Source organism: Caecibacteroides pullorum, assembly GCF_019239235.1.
GTDB lineage: Bacteria > Bacteroidota > Bacteroidia > Bacteroidales > Bacteroidaceae > Bacteroides > Bacteroides pullorum.
Genome location: NZ_JAAZTS010000003.1, coordinates 1 through 18553 on the forward strand (window position 1 = coordinate 1; position 18553 = coordinate 18553).

13 protein-coding genes and 2 pseudogenes are annotated in these 18553 nt (G+C 46.6%); 10 read left to right on the top strand and 5 right to left on the bottom strand.

Annotation, left to right across the window (positions count from 1 at the left end; translation table 11 throughout):
* Positions 1-84: 84 nt before the first annotated feature.
* Positions 85-408, top strand: a pseudogene (locus HF894_RS03465) (type II toxin-antitoxin system death-on-curing family toxin); the annotation flags it as partial.
* 256 nt (positions 409-664) lie between these two features.
* Here the strand turns inward: HF894_RS03465 and HF894_RS03470 are convergent.
* Positions 665-1636, bottom strand: a complete 972-nt coding sequence (locus HF894_RS03470) for a hypothetical protein (protein WP_013616401.1) — start codon at positions 1634-1636, stop codon at positions 665-667.
* Complete coding sequence (locus HF894_RS03475; protein ID WP_111936086.1) at positions 1605-2585, bottom strand: DNA-processing protein DprA; 981 nt, start codon at positions 2583-2585, stop codon at positions 1605-1607. Before HF894_RS03475 ends, HF894_RS03470 begins: the two co-directional genes overlap by 32 nt.
* A 121-nt stretch (positions 2586-2706) precedes the next feature.
* Here HF894_RS03475 and HF894_RS03480 point away from each other — a divergent pair, with 121 nt between their 5' ends.
* From HF894_RS03480 to HF894_RS03500, 5 genes are all read left to right on the top strand, one after another.
* The gene (locus HF894_RS03480) at positions 2707-3072 is read left to right on the top strand and encodes a hypothetical protein (RefSeq protein WP_013616403.1); all 366 of its coding nucleotides are present in this window, start codon (positions 2707-2709) and stop codon (positions 3070-3072) included.
* Between the two features lie 20 nt (positions 3073-3092).
* The gene (locus HF894_RS03485) at positions 3093-3545 is read left to right on the top strand and encodes a DUF6557 family protein (RefSeq protein WP_013616404.1); all 453 of its coding nucleotides are present in this window, start codon (positions 3093-3095) and stop codon (positions 3543-3545) included.
* A 123-nt stretch (positions 3546-3668) separates the two neighbouring features.
* Positions 3669-4559, top strand: a complete 891-nt coding sequence (locus tag HF894_RS03490) for a hypothetical protein (protein WP_013616405.1) — start codon at positions 3669-3671, stop codon at positions 4557-4559.
* Positions 4560-5844: 1285 nt separating this feature from the next.
* The gene (locus tag HF894_RS03495) at positions 5845-7215 is read left to right on the top strand and encodes an ATP-binding protein (protein WP_204971133.1); all 1371 of its coding nucleotides are present in this window, start codon (positions 5845-5847) and stop codon (positions 7213-7215) included.
* Positions 7216-7220: 5 nt separating this feature from the next.
* On the top strand, positions 7221-10064 hold the full coding sequence (locus tag HF894_RS03500) for a TOTE conflict system archaeo-eukaryotic primase domain-containing protein (RefSeq protein ID WP_204971134.1): 2844 nt from the start codon (positions 7221-7223) through the stop codon (positions 10062-10064).
* A gap of 198 nt (positions 10065-10262) precedes the next feature.
* Here the strand turns inward: HF894_RS03500 and HF894_RS03505 are convergent.
* A pseudogene (locus HF894_RS03505) lies at positions 10263-11303 on the bottom strand (phage integrase SAM-like domain-containing protein); the annotation flags it as partial.
* A gap of 298 nt (positions 11304-11601) precedes the next feature.
* Here HF894_RS03505 and HF894_RS03510 point away from each other — a divergent pair.
* The 4 genes from HF894_RS03510 (at position 11602) to HF894_RS03525 (ending at position 16604) form a co-directional block, all read left to right on the top strand.
* Positions 11602-12927: a DEAD/DEAH box helicase gene (locus tag HF894_RS03510; protein WP_204971135.1), complete on the top strand. Its 1326-nt coding sequence runs from the start codon at positions 11602-11604 to the stop codon at positions 12925-12927.
* A gap of 280 nt (positions 12928-13207) precedes the next feature.
* A complete protein-coding gene (gene serC, locus HF894_RS03515; RefSeq protein WP_075316773.1) occupies positions 13208-14275 on the top strand; it encodes a 3-phosphoserine/phosphohydroxythreonine transaminase in 1068 nt (355 codons plus the stop codon).
* Positions 14276-14404: 129 nt separating this feature from the next.
* Entirely contained in the window at positions 14405-15328 is a 924-nt protein-coding gene (locus tag HF894_RS03520; RefSeq protein ID WP_204971136.1) for an NAD(P)-dependent oxidoreductase, read from the top strand.
* A gap of 28 nt (positions 15329-15356) precedes the next feature.
* On the top strand, positions 15357-16604 hold the full coding sequence (locus HF894_RS03525) for a DUF1015 domain-containing protein (protein ID WP_204971137.1): 1248 nt from the start codon (positions 15357-15359) through the stop codon (positions 16602-16604).
* Positions 16605-16716: 112 nt separating this feature from the next.
* Here HF894_RS03525 and HF894_RS03530 read toward each other — a convergent pair whose 3' ends face one another.
* Positions 16717-17487 (bottom strand): patatin-like phospholipase family protein, encoded by a 771-nt coding sequence (locus HF894_RS03530; RefSeq protein ID WP_021847703.1) that lies wholly within the window; start codon positions 17485-17487, stop codon positions 16717-16719.
* Positions 17488-17524: 37 nt separating this feature from the next.
* Positions 17525-18430: an ion transporter gene (locus tag HF894_RS03535; RefSeq protein WP_204971255.1), complete on the bottom strand. Its 906-nt coding sequence runs from the start codon at positions 18428-18430 to the stop codon at positions 17525-17527.
* Positions 18431-18553: the final 123 nt, after the last annotated feature.

Below are 18553 nucleotides of genomic sequence, written 5' to 3' on the forward strand. Positions count from 1 at the left end.
TATGCGTGCTAAGTGGTCAATGTTATTTGGACCAGAAGGGTCAATCATATTGTGGCCAAAAGGGTCAATTCTTTTTGGCCAAAGGGGTCAAATTTGTTTGGCTTTTCCAGCAGCATTGGAAACATTTACCAGAGTTTCGCAGGAAAGGATGTCTATCCATCGGTGGAAGAGAAAGCTGCCAATCTGCTTTATTTCATCACCAAGAACCACAGTTTTAACGATGGCAACAAGCGTATAACGTCAGCTTTGTTTCTATACTTCCTCAACCTCAACGGCATCCTGTATGACGGAAAAGGTCAGAAACGCATAGCCGACCATACGCTGGTTGCACTTACAATTATGGTTGCTGAGTCACGCATGGAGGAGAAAGAGATTATGGTCAGTATCGTCATGCACTGTATCGGATAATTTTTTCCTTTTTCTATAAATCCCATATAAGAAAATATGAATGTTCGTAATTTACCCAACCCGACCACATTGAAAATGAAGATATACTTCGTTTGCCGATGAAGTATATCTTCGTTGGCTGTTGTAGTATATATTAAACTGGCGATGAAGTATATCTTCGTTCTCAGAGGGTATATATTGGCCGAATCGAAATTCAAGGAAATACAACAAAGAAGAAGGTGCTAAAAATTGATCTGCACTTTCTTCTTTGCTATCTTCAAACAGCTTTATTCAATAGCAACATAACTTTTATTTGTTCACATTCATTATTCTCTACGACAGTACCGAACAGGATATTTTCATATCCCAACCGGTTATGCACCGCTTGACGGAATGTCTCCAGTTCTGTATTATCCGGCGGATAACAGGAAGAATAGCGGATAAATACAATCGCATGGTCATATCGGCTTAAATCAAGCTGTTGGTATTTTGTCATGGACTCAAGGATATAGTCCAACCGTCCGTTTGTTCCAAGAACAACGGAACAATAATCATACCGGATGCCATACGCAATATCGAACAAAAATTCCACATCGCTACGCTTAAAGCTGCTGCCCGGAATGGTAAGCATCTGTATGAGCGTTTCCCGTTTTGCCATGACCTCAAGATATTCTTCGCGCTTGTCTTGACGGTATTTCCGTTTTTTCTTGCTGCGGTTCATCGGCTTGTTACAAAACTTGAATGGGAAATGTGCAATGGTCAGCCGTGCACCGTCTTCATCCCTTGCACGGAACTTGCGAGGGGTCTGATGCTTCCACATGCTTTCTTCCAACTTGTCCAATGCCACTTCGTAACGATTCAGCGGCTTCCGCCTGCCGAACATCTTGGAGAATGTGTCTTCACGATCTACGGGTGAGAAACCATAGAAAGTGATTTCCCACAGGCAGCGCATGGCAAGTTCTTCCATATTGAGCTGCATGCCGTTGGGAAAAACAAATTCTTTAGCCAATTCTTTCTCCCATACATTATCGTCCAAGAAGTTTACCTGTGTGATTTTTGTTCCGTCTTCTCTTGTTGTCGTTATTATGGTAACTTCCCCTCTATAATCCTTGTCCGGTTCCATGTTCCTAAGAATATCGTATGCTTCACGGAAGGCATAGATGTTATCCAAATTCTTCTTTTCCCATTTCTCCAGATACGGGAGAAGGCTGTCGAAGTCAACCTTCATGATAAGTTCTTTCAGTGTCATTTTTGATGTCGTTTATTGTTAGTTGATAAGATTGATTCAGCGTAATGTTTTGTTCCGGTCGGAGAGGAATGGCAAGATTATAGTCTAGTAAGAATTTGTTGCCGGAGTTTAGTTCATCCCATGTGTCATACTCCACCGCATAAATGTCGTTCTCCCAACCAAAGAAATCACCGTCATATTCCTGTGCGAAGCGCACGGCATACATGGTTCCGCTGATAATGGGGCATTGCGCCACAATGACCGATTGGGTCAAAGCCACTTGCATACGGCATCGGGCAACCAGCCTCGTAGGGTTTGCCTTCATGCCGAACGGATGTTCGGACACGATAGTTCCACCTTTTGCCACGATTTCCTCCTGTAAGGTTTTGTTTACTTTTGGATGTGTGATGTCCAATCCGGAAGCGACAATGGCGATAGTCTGCCCCTCCGCATCAAGACAACCCCGATGCGCCGCCGTGTCGCATCCCAATGCAAGACCGCTGATTACCACATGGTCTTGCCCGCCTATCTGCTTGCCAAACCGATAAGCTGCGTCCAAACCTTCAGCATCGGCTGCACGGGCACCGATAATGGTCACTGTATCGTTCCGGTTGAGCAATTCCAAATTGCCTGATACATGAATGAGAGGTGGGGTGTCATTGCATAGATTCCTGAAATGGTAAGGATAATCGACTGCATAATACGGAATAGTGATAACTCCTGCTTTAGCCTGCCTGTCCAATATCCGTTTCGCTTTGTCAAGCTCACGAGTGGCTTTTGCTGCCGTCCTTTTTAGCTGTTCGTTAACTTCGGGATTAACTCTTTCTATTATTTGCCGGGAAGAATATCCCAGCAGTTGCAAGCAAAGCAATTCTTCCACTGAAAGACATGAGGCTTTCCATTCGGTTTCTTCTTCTTTCCTTTTCTCAATTCTTCCTTTCAGAATGTCTGGCAAATCAAAATCTTCCATAATAAGTTTTTGCTTGCAAAAGAAATCATTAAATGTGCTGAATTGAAGCATAGGCAAATTATTTTTCTGTTCTGCCACGATTTGGCATTTAGCGCGAATACCTTTGCAAAAAACAGAAGGTATGAACAAGACACCGGCATGGAAAGAAAAAGCGTGGAAAGCCAAATGCCACGAGGGATATGCGGAAGTATCGTATGAAGACGTATGGTCTTTGGACACACGTTTGGCAAGGATTATCGCCAACCATCTTCGGGCTTTCTTGAAGGCAGAAAAAGGGCCATACGGCGGTACACCGGGCAACATCATTGAAAAGCATGGAGAAGACAAAGGCTATGCGGAATGGCTGAACATCATCCGCAAGATGATTTATGCTTTCGAGGAGTACCAGCGTACAGACCAATGGAGCGAGGAAGATGCGGAGAAGCGGAAACGCATCCGTGAAGGCATGAAACTCTTCATCGACCATTACGGAGATTTGTGGATATAATAATTTTAATTTTTTGCAATATGACATTCAAAGATTTATTGGAACAATTCAGTTTTGACGAGATAGCCCCGGCGTTCAAAACTTTGTGGCAACGGAATGCGCCGGAACAGGCCGCACGACTTGACATGGAGGGCTGGCGAAAAATCTATCATTCGATACAGGAGATAAAACCGGTGCATTCCCCTTACTATATCCGTTTGGGGTATCGTTGGGAGGGTTGCATACCAATGGTGGACATGAACTGTTCTGTCTATGCAAAAGAAGACAATGCACTATGCTATCCCCTCTCGAATCACTCACATTGGGCAGAAAGTGTCGGTATGGAAATCGTAATAGGGGAAGACGTAAAAATCGCTCCGAAAGAGTTGGTTGCCGGATTGCTTTGGGAAATCACATACTATGGCGGTACGGAGGCGATGTCGAATGAAAATCAGGAACGTTTTTTTAATCGGAGTAGGAATGCCAATAAATAAACGAAGGGTATTTACCGCCATACTAATCGGATTGGCTATGGCCGTTGTGCTTTATTACATCGTCCACTCGTGTGGCGGCATGTCAGAAGAACGGTGGATAAGAATCTTTTAATTATCATTAAAATGGAAACAACCAACGAAATCTTTTTCAGCGAGCATGGATTGACCTCTACTTCGGCATCCCATCTGGCGGATATCGCACAAGAAGTCATAGCCGGTTGTGAGGCAAAACTGAAAAATTTGACCTTTGTCACTACAAAAGTCGATATTGTAGGCTCTGCTTCCGAATCGGGCAAGACCGTCAACATCGGCTATGATGAAAAAATGTTGGAGCAAGTGCGCCCGCTTTTGGAGGAAATTTCTTCTATGAACGCTTTCTGCGCTTGGATGAGGGAAGCGGTCAAAGCCAAAGACAAGGAACTGAAACGGGTTGCCAATCAGACTTTTGAGGAATGGTGTACAGACAAAGGGATTGAACTCCCTTCCAAACCGAAGTATCCGGAAGAGACCAAGGAAGCGGATATAATTTCGCTGCTGAACATCAAAGAACGTAACCGTTATTTCCAACTGGAAGCCGTGGCCGCTACCATTGGCAAATATATTCATCCGGGCGGCGCGTTCTCTGCTGCCCGTGAAGAATTGCAAAATAAAATGGTGAAACCTTATAGCACGGACGGCAATGGGAAAGACACGCTGATTTATGCGCATACTCCATCCGTAAACCCGCAAAAGGTGGAAGACGTGTTCTTTGAACTTCAGAAATGGCATCGCCAAAATGAACGTGAGCTGAACAGGATGAAGTTTGCCATCAAGAAACAAGCGGAAAAGAAGACCTTGGAGGACATCCAGCAATTCAAGCAGGCATTGGAACAGGAGAAACAGCGTCACATGCAGCTTTTTACCCAATACAAAGAGTGGCAATTGGAAGAACGGGAACGTATTTCCCGCTTGAAGATTGTGGTGCCGGAAGCCTTGCAAGATACTTATGAGAGATTGAATAAATTGGAAGAATAAAACAAGGTGTTGTGAACCTGCTTCTCAATGGAAGCTAATCATGGCTTTGATGGAACGGGAGCTGTCAGTCCTATTGTGTGTGAAAAGTACGAAGGTACAAGGTATGTCAAATAAAAAAAACGGCGGATGTAGCTAATGCCTGTATGATGCACATCCGGTCTGAGCCTTTGCCGTAGTCTTTGTCTGTGTCTTGATGTTCCGGAATGGACATCGTTCGGACAGCTCCGTTCCTAACTTGAAATATCTGGTCTGTATATGGAATCATTAAGAAATGCGATACAACATCCCAAAGAACCATTCACTCTTGTTGAGAAAATTAAGATATGCCTGTTGTCTGTCTTTTTGTGTATAGGTCTGATGGCTCATATTTGTATGAGAATGTTAGGAATAAGAAAAACATCAGCTTGTCATCCAATGTCTCTTGTCAGATTGTTTGGGAATAAACGGAGGAATTAGTGTCATCCGTTATTCAGGTTGCCCGACTTCGGAGGTGCAACCAGCGGCAAGGCTTTCGGGGAGTAACCCGAAAGGTTTCGAGTAACTCGAAACATACCTTGCTGCTGCCACTTTTCGGCAGTAACCGAAAAGCCTTCGGGTAACCCGAAGGACACCTTGCTGTGCTTTTGAGAGCACAAGAAATCCGTCAATAAACGGATTTGAACAAGTGTTGTTATTTCGGCTTTCAAAGCATCGTTTCCCGATGCCCAAGCTGCCCAAAAGAAGAAAGGGAATAGGGCGGTGTGTAAGCCTGCACCTTATTGAGATTACAGGGAACAAAGCCGGATTTTCATCCTTCTGAAAAACAGACAATAGTGTCAATTCGATGTCGATATGTGCCAATCACAGCCCAAACTGACATTAGACTAATAAGGAAATGCTATTTTGAGCAAATACATCCTCGCTTGTTTACAAACTCGGCGAACCAATGGTTTGCTAAAACAATGAAGAACATAACCCGACAACCAAGAAAGTAATTCAATGCAGATAGGAAGCAACATAGTTTCAATGATATGCTGGTTTGCTGTCGTGCTGTTGTGCTGGTTTACAACAGCGAAACTTCAAATAAAGGTATCAGCAATGGAGTGCGGATTTAGAGGAGTAGAGTTCAGAGGAAGTAAATCGGTGGTACAATGAGTTCGCCTTTCAATGTGGCGATATCAAAGGAATAATTGAAATGAAAACATCCTGAAATTCTTTCTAATCCAAGAAAATGTGTATATTTGCAGATATAATAATCTTGAATACGTGAAATATTAATTAGGCAATAAAGGTGAATAGGTGAATTATGAAAAGAAAGATATATGATAAACTGTTGGAATGGAAGAAAAACCATAAGGGTGATACTGCCCTTTTGATAGAAGGAGCCAGGCGTATAGGGAAAAGTTATATCGTGGAAGAATTTGCACGCAAAGAATACGAGTCTTACATTCTGGTGGACTTCAGCAAGGTAAATCCTCAGGTAATGGAGTTTTTCAACCTTTATCTGGATGACCTCGATATGCTTTTCATGAATCTGGAACTTTACTTCAGGCGGAAACTTACTCCCCGCCAGACGAAAGGCGAGGAAGCCCGTTCCTTGGTCATATTCGACGAAGTACAGTTCTGCCCCCGTGCCCGTGCAGCCATCAAGCACTTGGTTGCAGACAGGCGTTATGACTATATTGAGACTGGCTCGCTTATTTCCATTAAAAAGAATGTCAAGGACATCATGTTGCCATCCGAAGAACATGCCATTGAAATGTTTCCGATGGACTTTGAGGAATTCCTGTGGGCAATGGGTGATGAAATGCTGATGTCTTACATCCGGATGCGGTTTGACAAACGTCTTCCGATGGAGGCTTTCCACCGCCGGGCAATGGACTATTTCCGGCAATATCTGATTGTCGGAGGAATGCCACAGGCAGTACAGAAATATGTGGAAACGCGGGATTTTGAAAAGGTGGATGAGGTGAAGCGCGATATATTGGCTCTTTACCGCAATGACATTCACAAATATGCGGACAATCAGGAAACGAAAGTTGCCGCTATCTTTGAGGAGATTCCGGGGCAATTGCAGAAACACGAAAAGAAGTTTGTCTTATCCGCATTGCAGAGTGAAGCCCGTATGCGTGATTATTCACAGGCTTTCTTTTGGCTGAGTGACGCTAAAATAATTAACTGTTGTTATAATTCGACCGAACCGAGTATCGGCTTGAAACTAAATGAAGAACGTACAACGCTGAAATGTTATATGGGTGATACCGGGCTGCTCATCAGCCACGCCTTTGACGAACGTGGAATCGTAAGTGCGGACCTTTACCGTAAACTGATGTTTGACAAGCTGGAAGTAAACGAAGGTATGTTGGTGGAGAACATTGTGGCGCAAATGCTTCGGGCGACAGGACACAAACTCTACTTTTTCAGCAACAGTTCCCGGACATCAGCCGAAGACCGTATGGAAATTGATTTCCTGATAGCCAAACCTATAACGACCAGCAGGCATAACATTTCACCTATTGAGGTAAAATCCGGACAGCGCTACACACTGAACTCGTTGAGGAAGTGTATCGCCAAATACGGCTCCCAGTTATCCACGCCCTACGTGCTTCACGATAAGGATATGAAAATAGAAGATGGGATTGTGTATATGCCTTTATATATGACACCATTGCTTTGAATGATATGGGAAAGCAGATTACATACCAAGAACTGTTGGCTGCATACAACAAGCTTCTTATGGAGAATGAGTTTCTTCATAAGGAGGTAGATAGGCTACAGGCATTACTAAATAGCAAGGATATTCATATGACACAGCCCATCATGAAGCAACATTTGTCTTTGGAAGAAAAAGTAAGTGTATTCCGTAATCTGTTCAAGGGACGCGAGGATGTGTTTGCACGGAGATGGTACAGTAGGACAAGCGGAAAATCAGGTTACCAGCCAGTGTGCCGGAATGAATGGGACAGGCAATTGTGTGACAAGAAAAAGTATAAGTGCGCAGAATGTCCCAACAGGTTGTTCAAACCGTTAGTGTATGAGGATATATACCGGCATCTTGAAGGGAAAGACCCAGACGGACAGGATGTAATCGGAGCCTATGCCATTCTTGCCGACAACAACTGCAATTTTCTGTGTGCGGATTTCGATGACAAGTCTTGCGAACATGGATACGAGAAAGATGTGTTGGCGTATGTCGGGGTCTGTAAAGATTGGGATATTCCTTGTTCCATCGAGCGCTCCCGCTCCGGAAACGGTGCACATGTATGGATATTCTTTGAACAGTCATTGCCTGCTTCCAAAGCGCGAAGACTTGGAAATACAATATTGACAGAAGCGATGGAAAGATACGGGCGGATGACTTTCAAATCATACGACCGTTTCTTTCCCAATCAAGACAGATTGCCAGAGGGTGGTTTCGGGAATCTGGTGGCGTTGCCATTACAAGGGAAAGCACGCAAAGAAGGAAACAGCGTATTTGTAAACGAGAATTTTACAGTTTACGAGGACCAGTGGGACTATCTACTTCAGATAAAACGGATTTCCGAAACAATGATTGATGCAATATTGGCTAAACATAGAACAGATTCTGATTTGGGTGAATTGTCCACTACCAGTGAATCCAAACCGTGGGAGACTCCGGTACCTCAGAAAATCACTCCTAACGATTTTCCTGCTAATCCTATTCTCATACGTTCCAATATGCTATACATCCCTTTGTCTGGGTTTTCCGCAAGAGCAATCAACCATCTGAAACGGATTGCCTCATTCAAGAATCCGGAGTTTTATGCCAGACGAGGCATGCGCTTGTCTACTTACAACATTCCCTGTATCATTTCCTGTGCCGATATGGAAGAGGATTACATCACCCTGCCCCGTGGATGTGAAGATGCGGTTGTTGCTCTTTTGGAAAGCAACCAAATCACCTACCGGATAGAGGATAAGACCAATCATGGAGAGAACGTAACCGTAAGGTTTAAAGGCGAATTCCGTGAAGAGCAGAAAGCAGCCATAGCCAGTTTGACAGCACATGACAACGGGGTGTTGAATGCCACTACCGCATTTGGAAAAACGGTTACGGCTATTGGCCTACTTGCTGAACGGAAAGTAAATACGCTGATACTTGTACACACTAAAGCTTTATTGGACCAATGGAAATCCCGTTTGGAAGAATTTTTGGAAATAGACTTTACGGAAGAAGATACTCCAAAGAAACGTGGCCGTAAAAAAGCCTTTTCACCGTTCGGTACATTGGATTCTAAGGGAAATTCACTGCATGGGAAAATAGACATTGCCTTGATGCAATCCTGTTTGGAAGACAACGGGGTGAAATCTTTTGTTCGGAATTACGGAATGCTGATTGTGGACGAATGCCATCATGTATCAGCTGTGAATTTTGAACGGATATTGAAGTATGCCAATGCCAGTTATGTCTATGGACTGACAGCTACCGCAATCCGCAAGGACGGGCACCAGCCTATTATTTTCATGCAATGCGGCCCTATCCGCTATTCGGCAGATGCAAAGGTCCAAATGACCTCCCAAACATTCACACGCCTGCTTGTTCCCCGCTTTACTTCTTATAGAGAGTTGACGGATGAAAAGTCCACTTATGCCCGGATGGTTCAGAAAATGGCTGATGATGAAAATAGGAACGGACTTATAATAGAGGATGTATGCGTGGCTCTGAAAGAAGGGCGTTCACCAGTTGTACTGACCAACCTCACCGCCCATGTCGAAACATTAGCAGGCGCGTTAATACCACACTGTAAACATGTCATTACTCTTGTCGGTTCCGAATCGGCAAAGGAGAAACGTCAGAAAATGGAATACTTGCAAAACATGCCACTATCGGAACCGCTTGTTATAGTAGCAACCGGGAAATATGTGGGTGAGGGTTTCGACTATCCTCGGTTGGACACCTTGTTCTTGGCATTGCCTGTCTCATGGAAAGGTATCATCGCGCAATATTCCGGACGGCTGCATCGGGAATATCCGGGTAAGAAAGAAGTTCAGATTTACGATTACATCGACATTCGCGTGCCGATGTGTGATGTGATGTACAAGCGTAGATTGAGAGGATATGCATCTGTCGGTTATCAGATTAAGTCAAACGCGCCAATAGACTTGTTCAACGAAAGTCAAAGCGTTATTTTTAATGGACATACATACCAAAGTGAATTTTTCAAGGATTTACACCAGGCAAAGCGTTCGGTTGTCATTTCCGCTACAAAACTTTGGTTTGCCAAGCACTCTTCCGTACTTGAGATGCTAAAAGAACTATCGGCGCGGGGTGTGGAAGTTGTCGCTTTTATCAAAAGTAATTTGGAAAAAGAGGAAAAGCTAAAAGGCATAGGAGCAAGTATTAGGATTAATGACACATTGGCTATTGACGTTGCAATCATTGACAAATCCCTGATATGGTATGGCAATATTAACTATCTTGGTTACAACACAGATGAAAACAATGCCATACGTATTTATGATTCAGCTTTGGCAGAGAATGTTTTGGAAGTGCTTTATACGTAACGCTAAATTTTCTCTATTTTTCAGAGGAATAACTTTGGTAATAAGGGATAAAAACACTACTTTTGCAAATGAGAGAAGCGTTCTTTTGATTAGTGCAGAACATTGTAGAATATAGAAGCCCGCTGGTTTCCATATCGTTACCTGTTAAGCTGATAATCTTTGTAAGTTTCTTGTTTTCAATGAGTAAGAAGAATTGATGTGTCTTGACGCGTGAAAGCTGATTTTCTTGGTGATGCCGCATTCCTTTATCATCTTTCCCATACGCTTGCATATTGACCAATAGTTGAGATTGGGAAATACAAGATTGTTTTCCTGAAAAGCCTTGTAACGCTCGATTATCTGCAAGGGAATATCCAGCAGCTTTACCTGAAACGGTACACCCGTCTTGTGTCGTTTGGAAACAATCCATTTCTCACCGTTCACTTCCACAATCTGGTCATTGTTTAATTCCTTTATATCCACGAATGACAGGGCGGTAAAACTGGCGAAAACAAAAATATCACGGAGATAGGAGTTCTTAGGGTCTTTGAACTGAAATTCCATCAATGTTTTTAACTCATTCTCCGTCAGATATTCACGCTCTTTCGTGTTCGGGCTTATATGGAACTGGGCAAACGGGTTTCTCGGTATCAGCCCGTTGAAGTGCGCACGCATCACCACGCCTTTCAGCCACATGCACTTCTCCCATATCGTGCCGTTGCGTAATCCCGCTTCCGTGGCGAGATAGACCGCAAACTCCTTGATGAAGTCGGGCGTAAGCTCCAGCATCGACATGTCGCTGCGCTTGTAGAATGACTTGATGAATGCCGCCACATAGTTCCTTGCCACTACCCTTGACTGATAGGTCGCCAGTTTCCTGTCCTTGCCGACACGCTTCTTGAACACCTCGTTCTCACGGTCGAAGGCTTTGAGCAGCGTTTCATACTCGCCGCCTATGCCTTGATAGGCGTTGCGCACCATTTCTGCCGTCACAAACGCCTCACGGTCGGATATGCGTTGGTAGTGCTTGATGATTTGCGCCTTGATGTTGTCGAGCGCAAGGTTCGTTTCCCTCGCCTCCACGCTCTTGCCTTTGGCACGGTTGCCCTTTGCATCCCAAAGTTCTTTTGAGATGCTCCGTTTGCAACTGAACTGCGCCACCGTTCCGTTGATTGTAACCCGTCCCATGATGGGGACAATTCCATTCTTCTCCTTGCTGCCGTTCGCATAGAACAGCACGCGAAATGTGCTCCTTGTCATACTCGTTCTTTTTTGGTTGCAAAACTATAAATCAACGAGTTAAACCTTGACAAGCAAACCTACGCAGAGCGGCGCAAACGGAACGGTGACTGTTAAATCTGCATTTCTGACGGGTAACGATTAGGAAACCGTTCTCTTTCTCCAATCCGCTTTGAAACGCTATTCAGCCCTCTATCCAACTTCCGCGATTTTCTCATAACTACTTAATTCACAGATTACATTGCGTTAATCTGCCGAATTTTGGAGGTTTTTCCATAGATTTTCCGTAAGTTTGTCGAAACCAAGATTGGATTGAACGATGAAGACAACCGATATACTTGAAAATCTGAAGATAGAACAATTGAACCCGATGCAGGAAGCTGTGGGCAGGGCATATGGGGAATGCAGGAGTCTGATTGTCCTTTCGCCTACGGGTTCGGGAAAGACGCTGGCATTCCTCCTGCCGCTGGTACAACGCTTGTCGGCTTCGACGGAAGAGGTACAGGCTGTGGTGCTGGTGCCATCGCGCGAACTGGCGTTGCAGATCGAGGGTGTGTTCAAGGCCATGAACACGGGCTTCAAGGTGATGAGCTGCTATGGTGGGCGTCCGGCTATGGACGAACACCGCACGATGAAGAGTCTGAAGCCGGCGGTCATCATAGGAACGCCCGGCCGTATGAACGACCACCTGCATAAGGAAAATTTCGGAGTAGCACAAATCAAGACGCTCGTGATCGATGAGTTCGACAAATGTCTGGAGTTCGGTTTTCAGGAAGAGATGGCCGAAGTGGTGGGCCAGCTGCCCCGGTTGGAGAAGCGAGTGTTGCTCTCGGCTACCGATGCCGAAGAAATTCCTCAGTTCACGGGAGTGGAAGAAGGGGATAGGGGAGTGGTGAAACTCGATTTTCTGGAAGGTGAAGCCGTTTCTTCCCGTCTGAACCTGCAACAGGTGCTTTCTCCTCAAAAAGACAAGCTTGAGACCCTTTATCGGTTGCTTTGCACCGTAGCCCATAAGCCGACACTCGTGTTTGTTAATTATCGTGAGAGTGTGGATCGTGTGGCTTCCTTCCTGAAGTCGAAGAAGTTTCCTTGCGAAGCCTTTCATGGCGGCATGGAGCAACCCGACCGCGAACGGGCGCTCTACAAATTCCGTAACGGCAGTTCGCCTGTGCTGGTATCGACCGACCTGGCTGCCCGCGGACTCGACATTCCCGACATCGAGAATGTGGTCCACTACCACCTGCCCGTTAATGAAGAAGCTTTCACGCATCGCAACGGACGTACGGCCCGATGGGATGCCACCGGCTCGTCGTTCCTGCTTCTTCATGCCGAAGAGCGTCTGCCTGAATATATCCATCAAGATGTTCCCGTTTTCGATTTACCTGAAGAAACACCCAAACCCGTCAAGGCTCGTTGGACAACTTTATATATAGGTAAAGGAAAAAAGGACAAGCTGAATAAGGTGGACATCGTAGGTTTTCTATATAAGAAAGGTGGGCTGTCGCGCGAGGATGTCGGTCAGGTCGACGTGAAGGATCACTATGCCTTTGTGGCCATCCGTCGCAGTAAGGCCAAACAGGTGCTTTCTTTGGTTCAAGGCGAAAAAATCAAGGGAATAAAGACGCTTATTGAAGAAGCGAAGTGATTTTGGAAGCTGTTTTAACTTACATTTTGTAAAGTGAATATTGGAATATTTCTTGAAAAATAAGTGTTAATTTTACATTTTGATACTTCTTTACCCTGATTATTGCTATCTCTACATAACAAAATAGCGTATTTATTGTGTGTAAAGCAATAAAATGGAAAGCATTTTGCCCTGAAAAGCGAGAAATTGGATAGAAAAATTTGGATTATAGAAATAAATCCGTAATTTCGCCTTGTCGAAAGACATAAATAACGCATCGTATAACCAAAACTTTGTTACAATGAAAAAGCATAATTTCAGTGCAGGACCCTCCATCCTTCCGCGTGAGGTCATCGAAGAAACAGCTAAAGGTGTATTGGATTTTAATGGCTCCGGACTTTCCGTTATGGAAATCAGCCATCGTTCCAAAGATTTTCAGGCCGTGATGGACGAAGCCGTTGCTTTGTTCAAGGAATTGCTGAATATCCCTGACGGTTATTCCGTCCTGTTCCTCGGTGGTGGTGCCAGTACCCAGTTCTGCATGGTTCCCTATAATTTCCTTGAAAAGAAAGCTGCTTATCTGAATACGGGCGTATGGGCCAAGAAAGCTCTGAAGGAAGCCAAAGGTTTTGGCGAGGCTGTGGAAGTGGCCAGCTCGGCAGAAGCTACATATACCTATATTCCGAAGGATTATACCATCCCGACAGATGCCGACTATTTCCACATCACGACGAACAATACCATCTATGGTACGGAAATCCTGAAAGACATTGACTCTCCCGTGCCTTTGATTGCCGACATGTCGTCCGATATCTTCTCTCGTCCGATCGACGTATCCAAATATACTTGTATCTATGGCGGTGCACAGAAGAACCTGGCTCCTGCCGGTGTGACCTTCGTTATCGTGAAGAACGAGGCTGTAGGCAAGGTTTCCCGCTACATCCCGACCATGCTGAACTATCAGACACACATTGATGGGGGTTCCATGTTCAATACGCCTCCCGTACTGCCCATCTATTCGGCTATGCTGACTCTCCGTTGGATCAAGGCTCAGGGTGGTGTGAAGGAAATGGAGCGTCGTGCCATTGAGAAAGCCAACATGCTGTATGCCGAAATCGACCGTAACAAGCTGTTTGTGGGTACGGCTGCCAAGGAAGACCGTTCGCGCATGAATATCTGTTTCGTGATGGCTCCCGAATACAAGGAACTGGAGGCCGACTTCCTGAAGTTCGCTACCGAAAGAGGTATGGTAGGCATCAAGGGTCACCGCTCGGTAGGTGGTTTCCGTGCGTCTTGCTACAACGCCATGCCGAAGGAAAGCGTACAGGCCTTGATCGACTGCATGCAGGAATTTGAGAAACTCCATTAATTCAAATAAACCAATTGTTTTTCACCACAGATTGCACAGATTACCACAGATACTCTTATGTAATGATGACTGTGATGATGGTGTGTTCTGTGGTGAATTCTTTTTTCAACCATTTAAAACACTATAGTTATGAAAGTATTGGTAGCAACCGATAAGCCGTTCGCCAAAGTGGCTGTTGACGGCATCCGTAAAGAAATAGAAGCAGCCGGTTACGAACTGGCCTTGTTGGAGAAATATGGTGAGAAGGCCAAATTGCTGGAGGCAGTGGTCGATGCAGATGCCATTATTATCCGTAGCGACATTATCGATGCTGAAGTGCTCGATGCCGCCAAGCAACTGAAGATTGTGGTACGTGCCGGTGCTGGTTACGACAACGTGGATTTGGAAGCCGCTACGGCTCACAACGTATGCGTGATGAACACGCCGGGCCAGAACTCCAACGCTGTGGCTGAGCTGGCATTCGGTCTGATGGTGATGGCTGTACGCAATATGTACAATGGTACTTCCGGTTCTGAGCTGAAGGGTAAGAAGCTAGGTATTCATGCCTATGGCAACGTAGGTCGTAACGTGGCACGCATCGCCAAGGGCTTCGGTATGGATATCTATGCTTACGATGCTTTCTGTCCGAAAGAAGTGATCGAGGCCGACGGTGTGAAGGCGGTTGCCAGCGCTGAAGAGCTTTATTCGACTTGCGACGTCGTTTCTCTGCACATTCCTGCTACGGCTGAGACGAAGAACTCCATCAACCATGCCCTCGTAGGCCGTATGCCGAAGGGTGGTTTGCTGGTGAACACAGCCCGTAAGGAAGTCATCAACGAAGCCGAGCTCATCCAACTGATGGAAGAGCGTGCTGACCTGAAGTACATGACCGACATCATGCCTGCTGCTCATGAAACGTTTATGGCCAAATTCGCAGGTCGTTATTTCTCTACACCGAAGAAGATGGGTGCCCAGACCGCCGAGGCCAACATCAATGCCGGTATCGCTGCCGCCAAGCAGATTGTCGGCTTCCTGAAAGACGGTTGCGAGAAATTCCGTGTGAACAAGAAATAATAGTAATTCAGATTTCAGAAACTGTAACATGGCAACAATCAAACCATTCAAAGGCATCCGTCCACCACAGAATCTGGTGGAGAAAGTTGCATCACGCCCCTATGACGTGTTGAACTCCGACGAAGCCCGTGCCGAGGCAGAAGGTAATGAGATGTCTCTCTATCATATCATCAAGCCCGAGATAGACTTTCCTGTAGGTACCGACGAGCACGATCCGCGTGTCTATCAGAAAGCTGCCGAAAACTTCCAGATGTTTCAGGACAAAGGATGGCTGGTGCAGGACGAGAAGGAAAACTATTACATCTATGCCCAGACGATGAATGGCAAGACGCAGTTCGGTCTGGTGGTAGGTGCATACGTGCCCGACTACATGAACGGTGTCATCAAGAAGCACGAGCTGACCCGTCGCGACAAGGAGGAAGACCGCATGAAGCACGTCCGCGTGAACAATGCCAACATCGAACCCGTGTTCTTCGCCTATCCCGACAACAAGACGCTCGATGCTATCATTGCCCGCTATACGGCACAGAAACCTGTTTATGACTTTATCGCTCCGGGTGATGGTTTCGGACATACGTTCTGGATCATCGACCAGCAGGAGGATATCGACGCCATTACACGCGAATTTGCCAAGATGCCTGCCCTCTACATTGCCGACGGACATCATCGTAGCGCTGCCGCTGCCTTGGTGGGCGCCGAGAAGGCCAAGCAAAATCCCAACCATCGGGGCGACGAAGAGTATAACTACTTCATGGCCGTCTGCTTCCCCGCCAACCAGCTGACCATCATCGACTACAACCGCGTGGTGAAAGACCTGAACGGACTGACGCCGGCGCAGTTCCTCGAAGCGGTGGGCAAGAACTTCATCGTTGAAGAAAAAGGTACGGACATCTACAAGCCCACGTGCCTGCACAACTTCTCCCTCTACCTGGACGGCAAGTGGTACAGCCTGACGGCCAAGCCGGGCACCTATGACGACAACGACCCCATCGGCGTGCTCGATGTCACCATCTCCTCCAACCTCATTCTGGACGAGATACTCGGCATCAAGGACCTCCGTTCGGACAAGCGCATCGACTTCGTGGGCGGTATCCGCGGGCTGGGCGAGCTGAAGAAGCGTGTGGACAGTGGTGAAATGAAAGTGGCTCTGGCTCTCTATCCGGTCAGCATGAAACAGCTGATGGACATTGCCGATACGGGTAACATCATGCCACCCAAGACGACGTGGTTCGAACCCAAGTTACGTTCGGGGCTCATCATTCACAAGTTGGAATAAAAGGTGCGGGGAGATGTTCCCGTCAAGATAGATACGCCCTTTTCTGTGAAAAGAAAACGGTGCTTTTCGGATACGAAAGCATTGTTTTCCTTAGTGGAAAAGGGCGTATTGTTTATTGTTGGTCCAATGTCTTTCGGGCGGCTTCGGCTCCACTTTGGATGATACGGCGGGCGTGGTGAAACTCCATCATGTCGTAGTCGTGGGCAGACATCCGGATAAGGATGTCGGGTTTGAAGCGTTCGATGTCGTAGCGGGTAATCTGTTGCATCATCAGGCGCGACGATTCGGCCAGGAGTTTGTAAGGGTTCATGCGGCGGCGTTTGCCGTTGTCGATGGGAGCATTGACATCGACGGCCACAAGCAGATCGCCTGATGTACGAATGGCGTGGCGCAGAGGCAGGGGATTGAGCAAGCCTCCGTCCACTAGTATGCGTCCTTCCGTGCGGACGGGACGGAACACCATGGGAATGGAGATAGAAGCACGAATGGCGTTGAATAGACTGCCAGAGGTGAATTTCACCTCCTGCTCGCTCACGATGTCCGTGGCCAGGGCGGCATAGGGAAGGGGGAGATTTTCGATGGGCACGTCGGGGACAATCTGTTTCAGTTCGCGGATAAAGCGGTCGCCCTTCACCAGGCCGTCGCGGCTCAGAGTGAGGTCGGCCAGCTGGAACATTTTGCGTTTGTCCCAGCTGCACAGCCATTCTTTGCATTCGGTCATCCGTCCTGTGGCATACATGGCACCCACCATGGCTCCCATGGAGCTGCCGGTGATGGAGGCGATTTCGTAGCCGTATTCCAACAGGGTTTCTATCACACCGATGTGTGCAATGCCACGGGCGCCGCCCATGGAGAGTACGAGGGATATTTTCTGTTTCTCCATAAATTTAAAATAAACAATGTATAATAGAGAGGAACGTTCAGAAACGTTCGTCATTGCGCCGTTCCTCATTGGCTTTTTCGGGTTCGGTTTTTTTCAGTCGTGCGCCGCAATACTTGCAGTAGAGGGCTTCGAAGTCGTGACCGTCACGGTGGCAACGGGGACAGCGTCGCTTCTCCAGCTTCTTATGTTCGCTCACCATCGTAGCCGAGACAATGCCCGTAGGGACGGCTATGATGGTGTAGCCGATGAGCATAATGACGGCCGAGAGGAAGCGGCCCACGGGGGTAACGGGCGTGATGTCGCCATAGCCGACGGTCGTCATGGTGACGATGGCCCAGTAGATGCTGTTGGGGATGTTGTTGAATTGAGAGTTGGGGGCATCGCCTTCGATGGCATACATCACCGTGCCCATGGATGTGACGAGGATGAGCACGAAAAAGAAGAAGATGAAAATCTTCGGTGCACTGATCCATAGCGACCGCAAAAGCAGGTTGCCTTCGTTGATGAAGGTAAAGAGCTTGAAGATGCGGAAGATGCGGATGAGGCGGAAGGCACGGATGACGAGCAGATAGTGCGTGCCGTGCAGGAAGAAGCTCAGATAGACGGGCAGCGTGGCCAGCAGGTCGACGATGCCGAAGAAGCTGAAGATGTACTTCCGCGGCTGCTTCAGGCAGTACACACGTGCCAGGTATTCGATGGTGAAGAACAGCGTGAGCACGTACTCCACGACCCTCAGCACCAGGTATGCCGAATGGGGGAAGATGTGCATACTTTCCAGGATGACGAGCAGCACGCTGAGCACGATGCTGCCAATGAGTATGATGTCGAACAGTTTGCCTTTGGGCGTATCCGATTCGAATACGATGGAGTAGATTTTCTGTTTCAGTTCTTCGTTGTGCAGGAAGTGATACCAACGTTGGTGTAGGATGGAGAAGTATTTCATCATGCTTTTTTGCTTGGTTATTGTATGGCAAAGTTAGCAATAAATATGAAATAAGCCCGCACGGTTCATCACGAATGGTGCGGGCTTCAGGTTGACTTCATAATAAATTGGTTTATGAAGAGA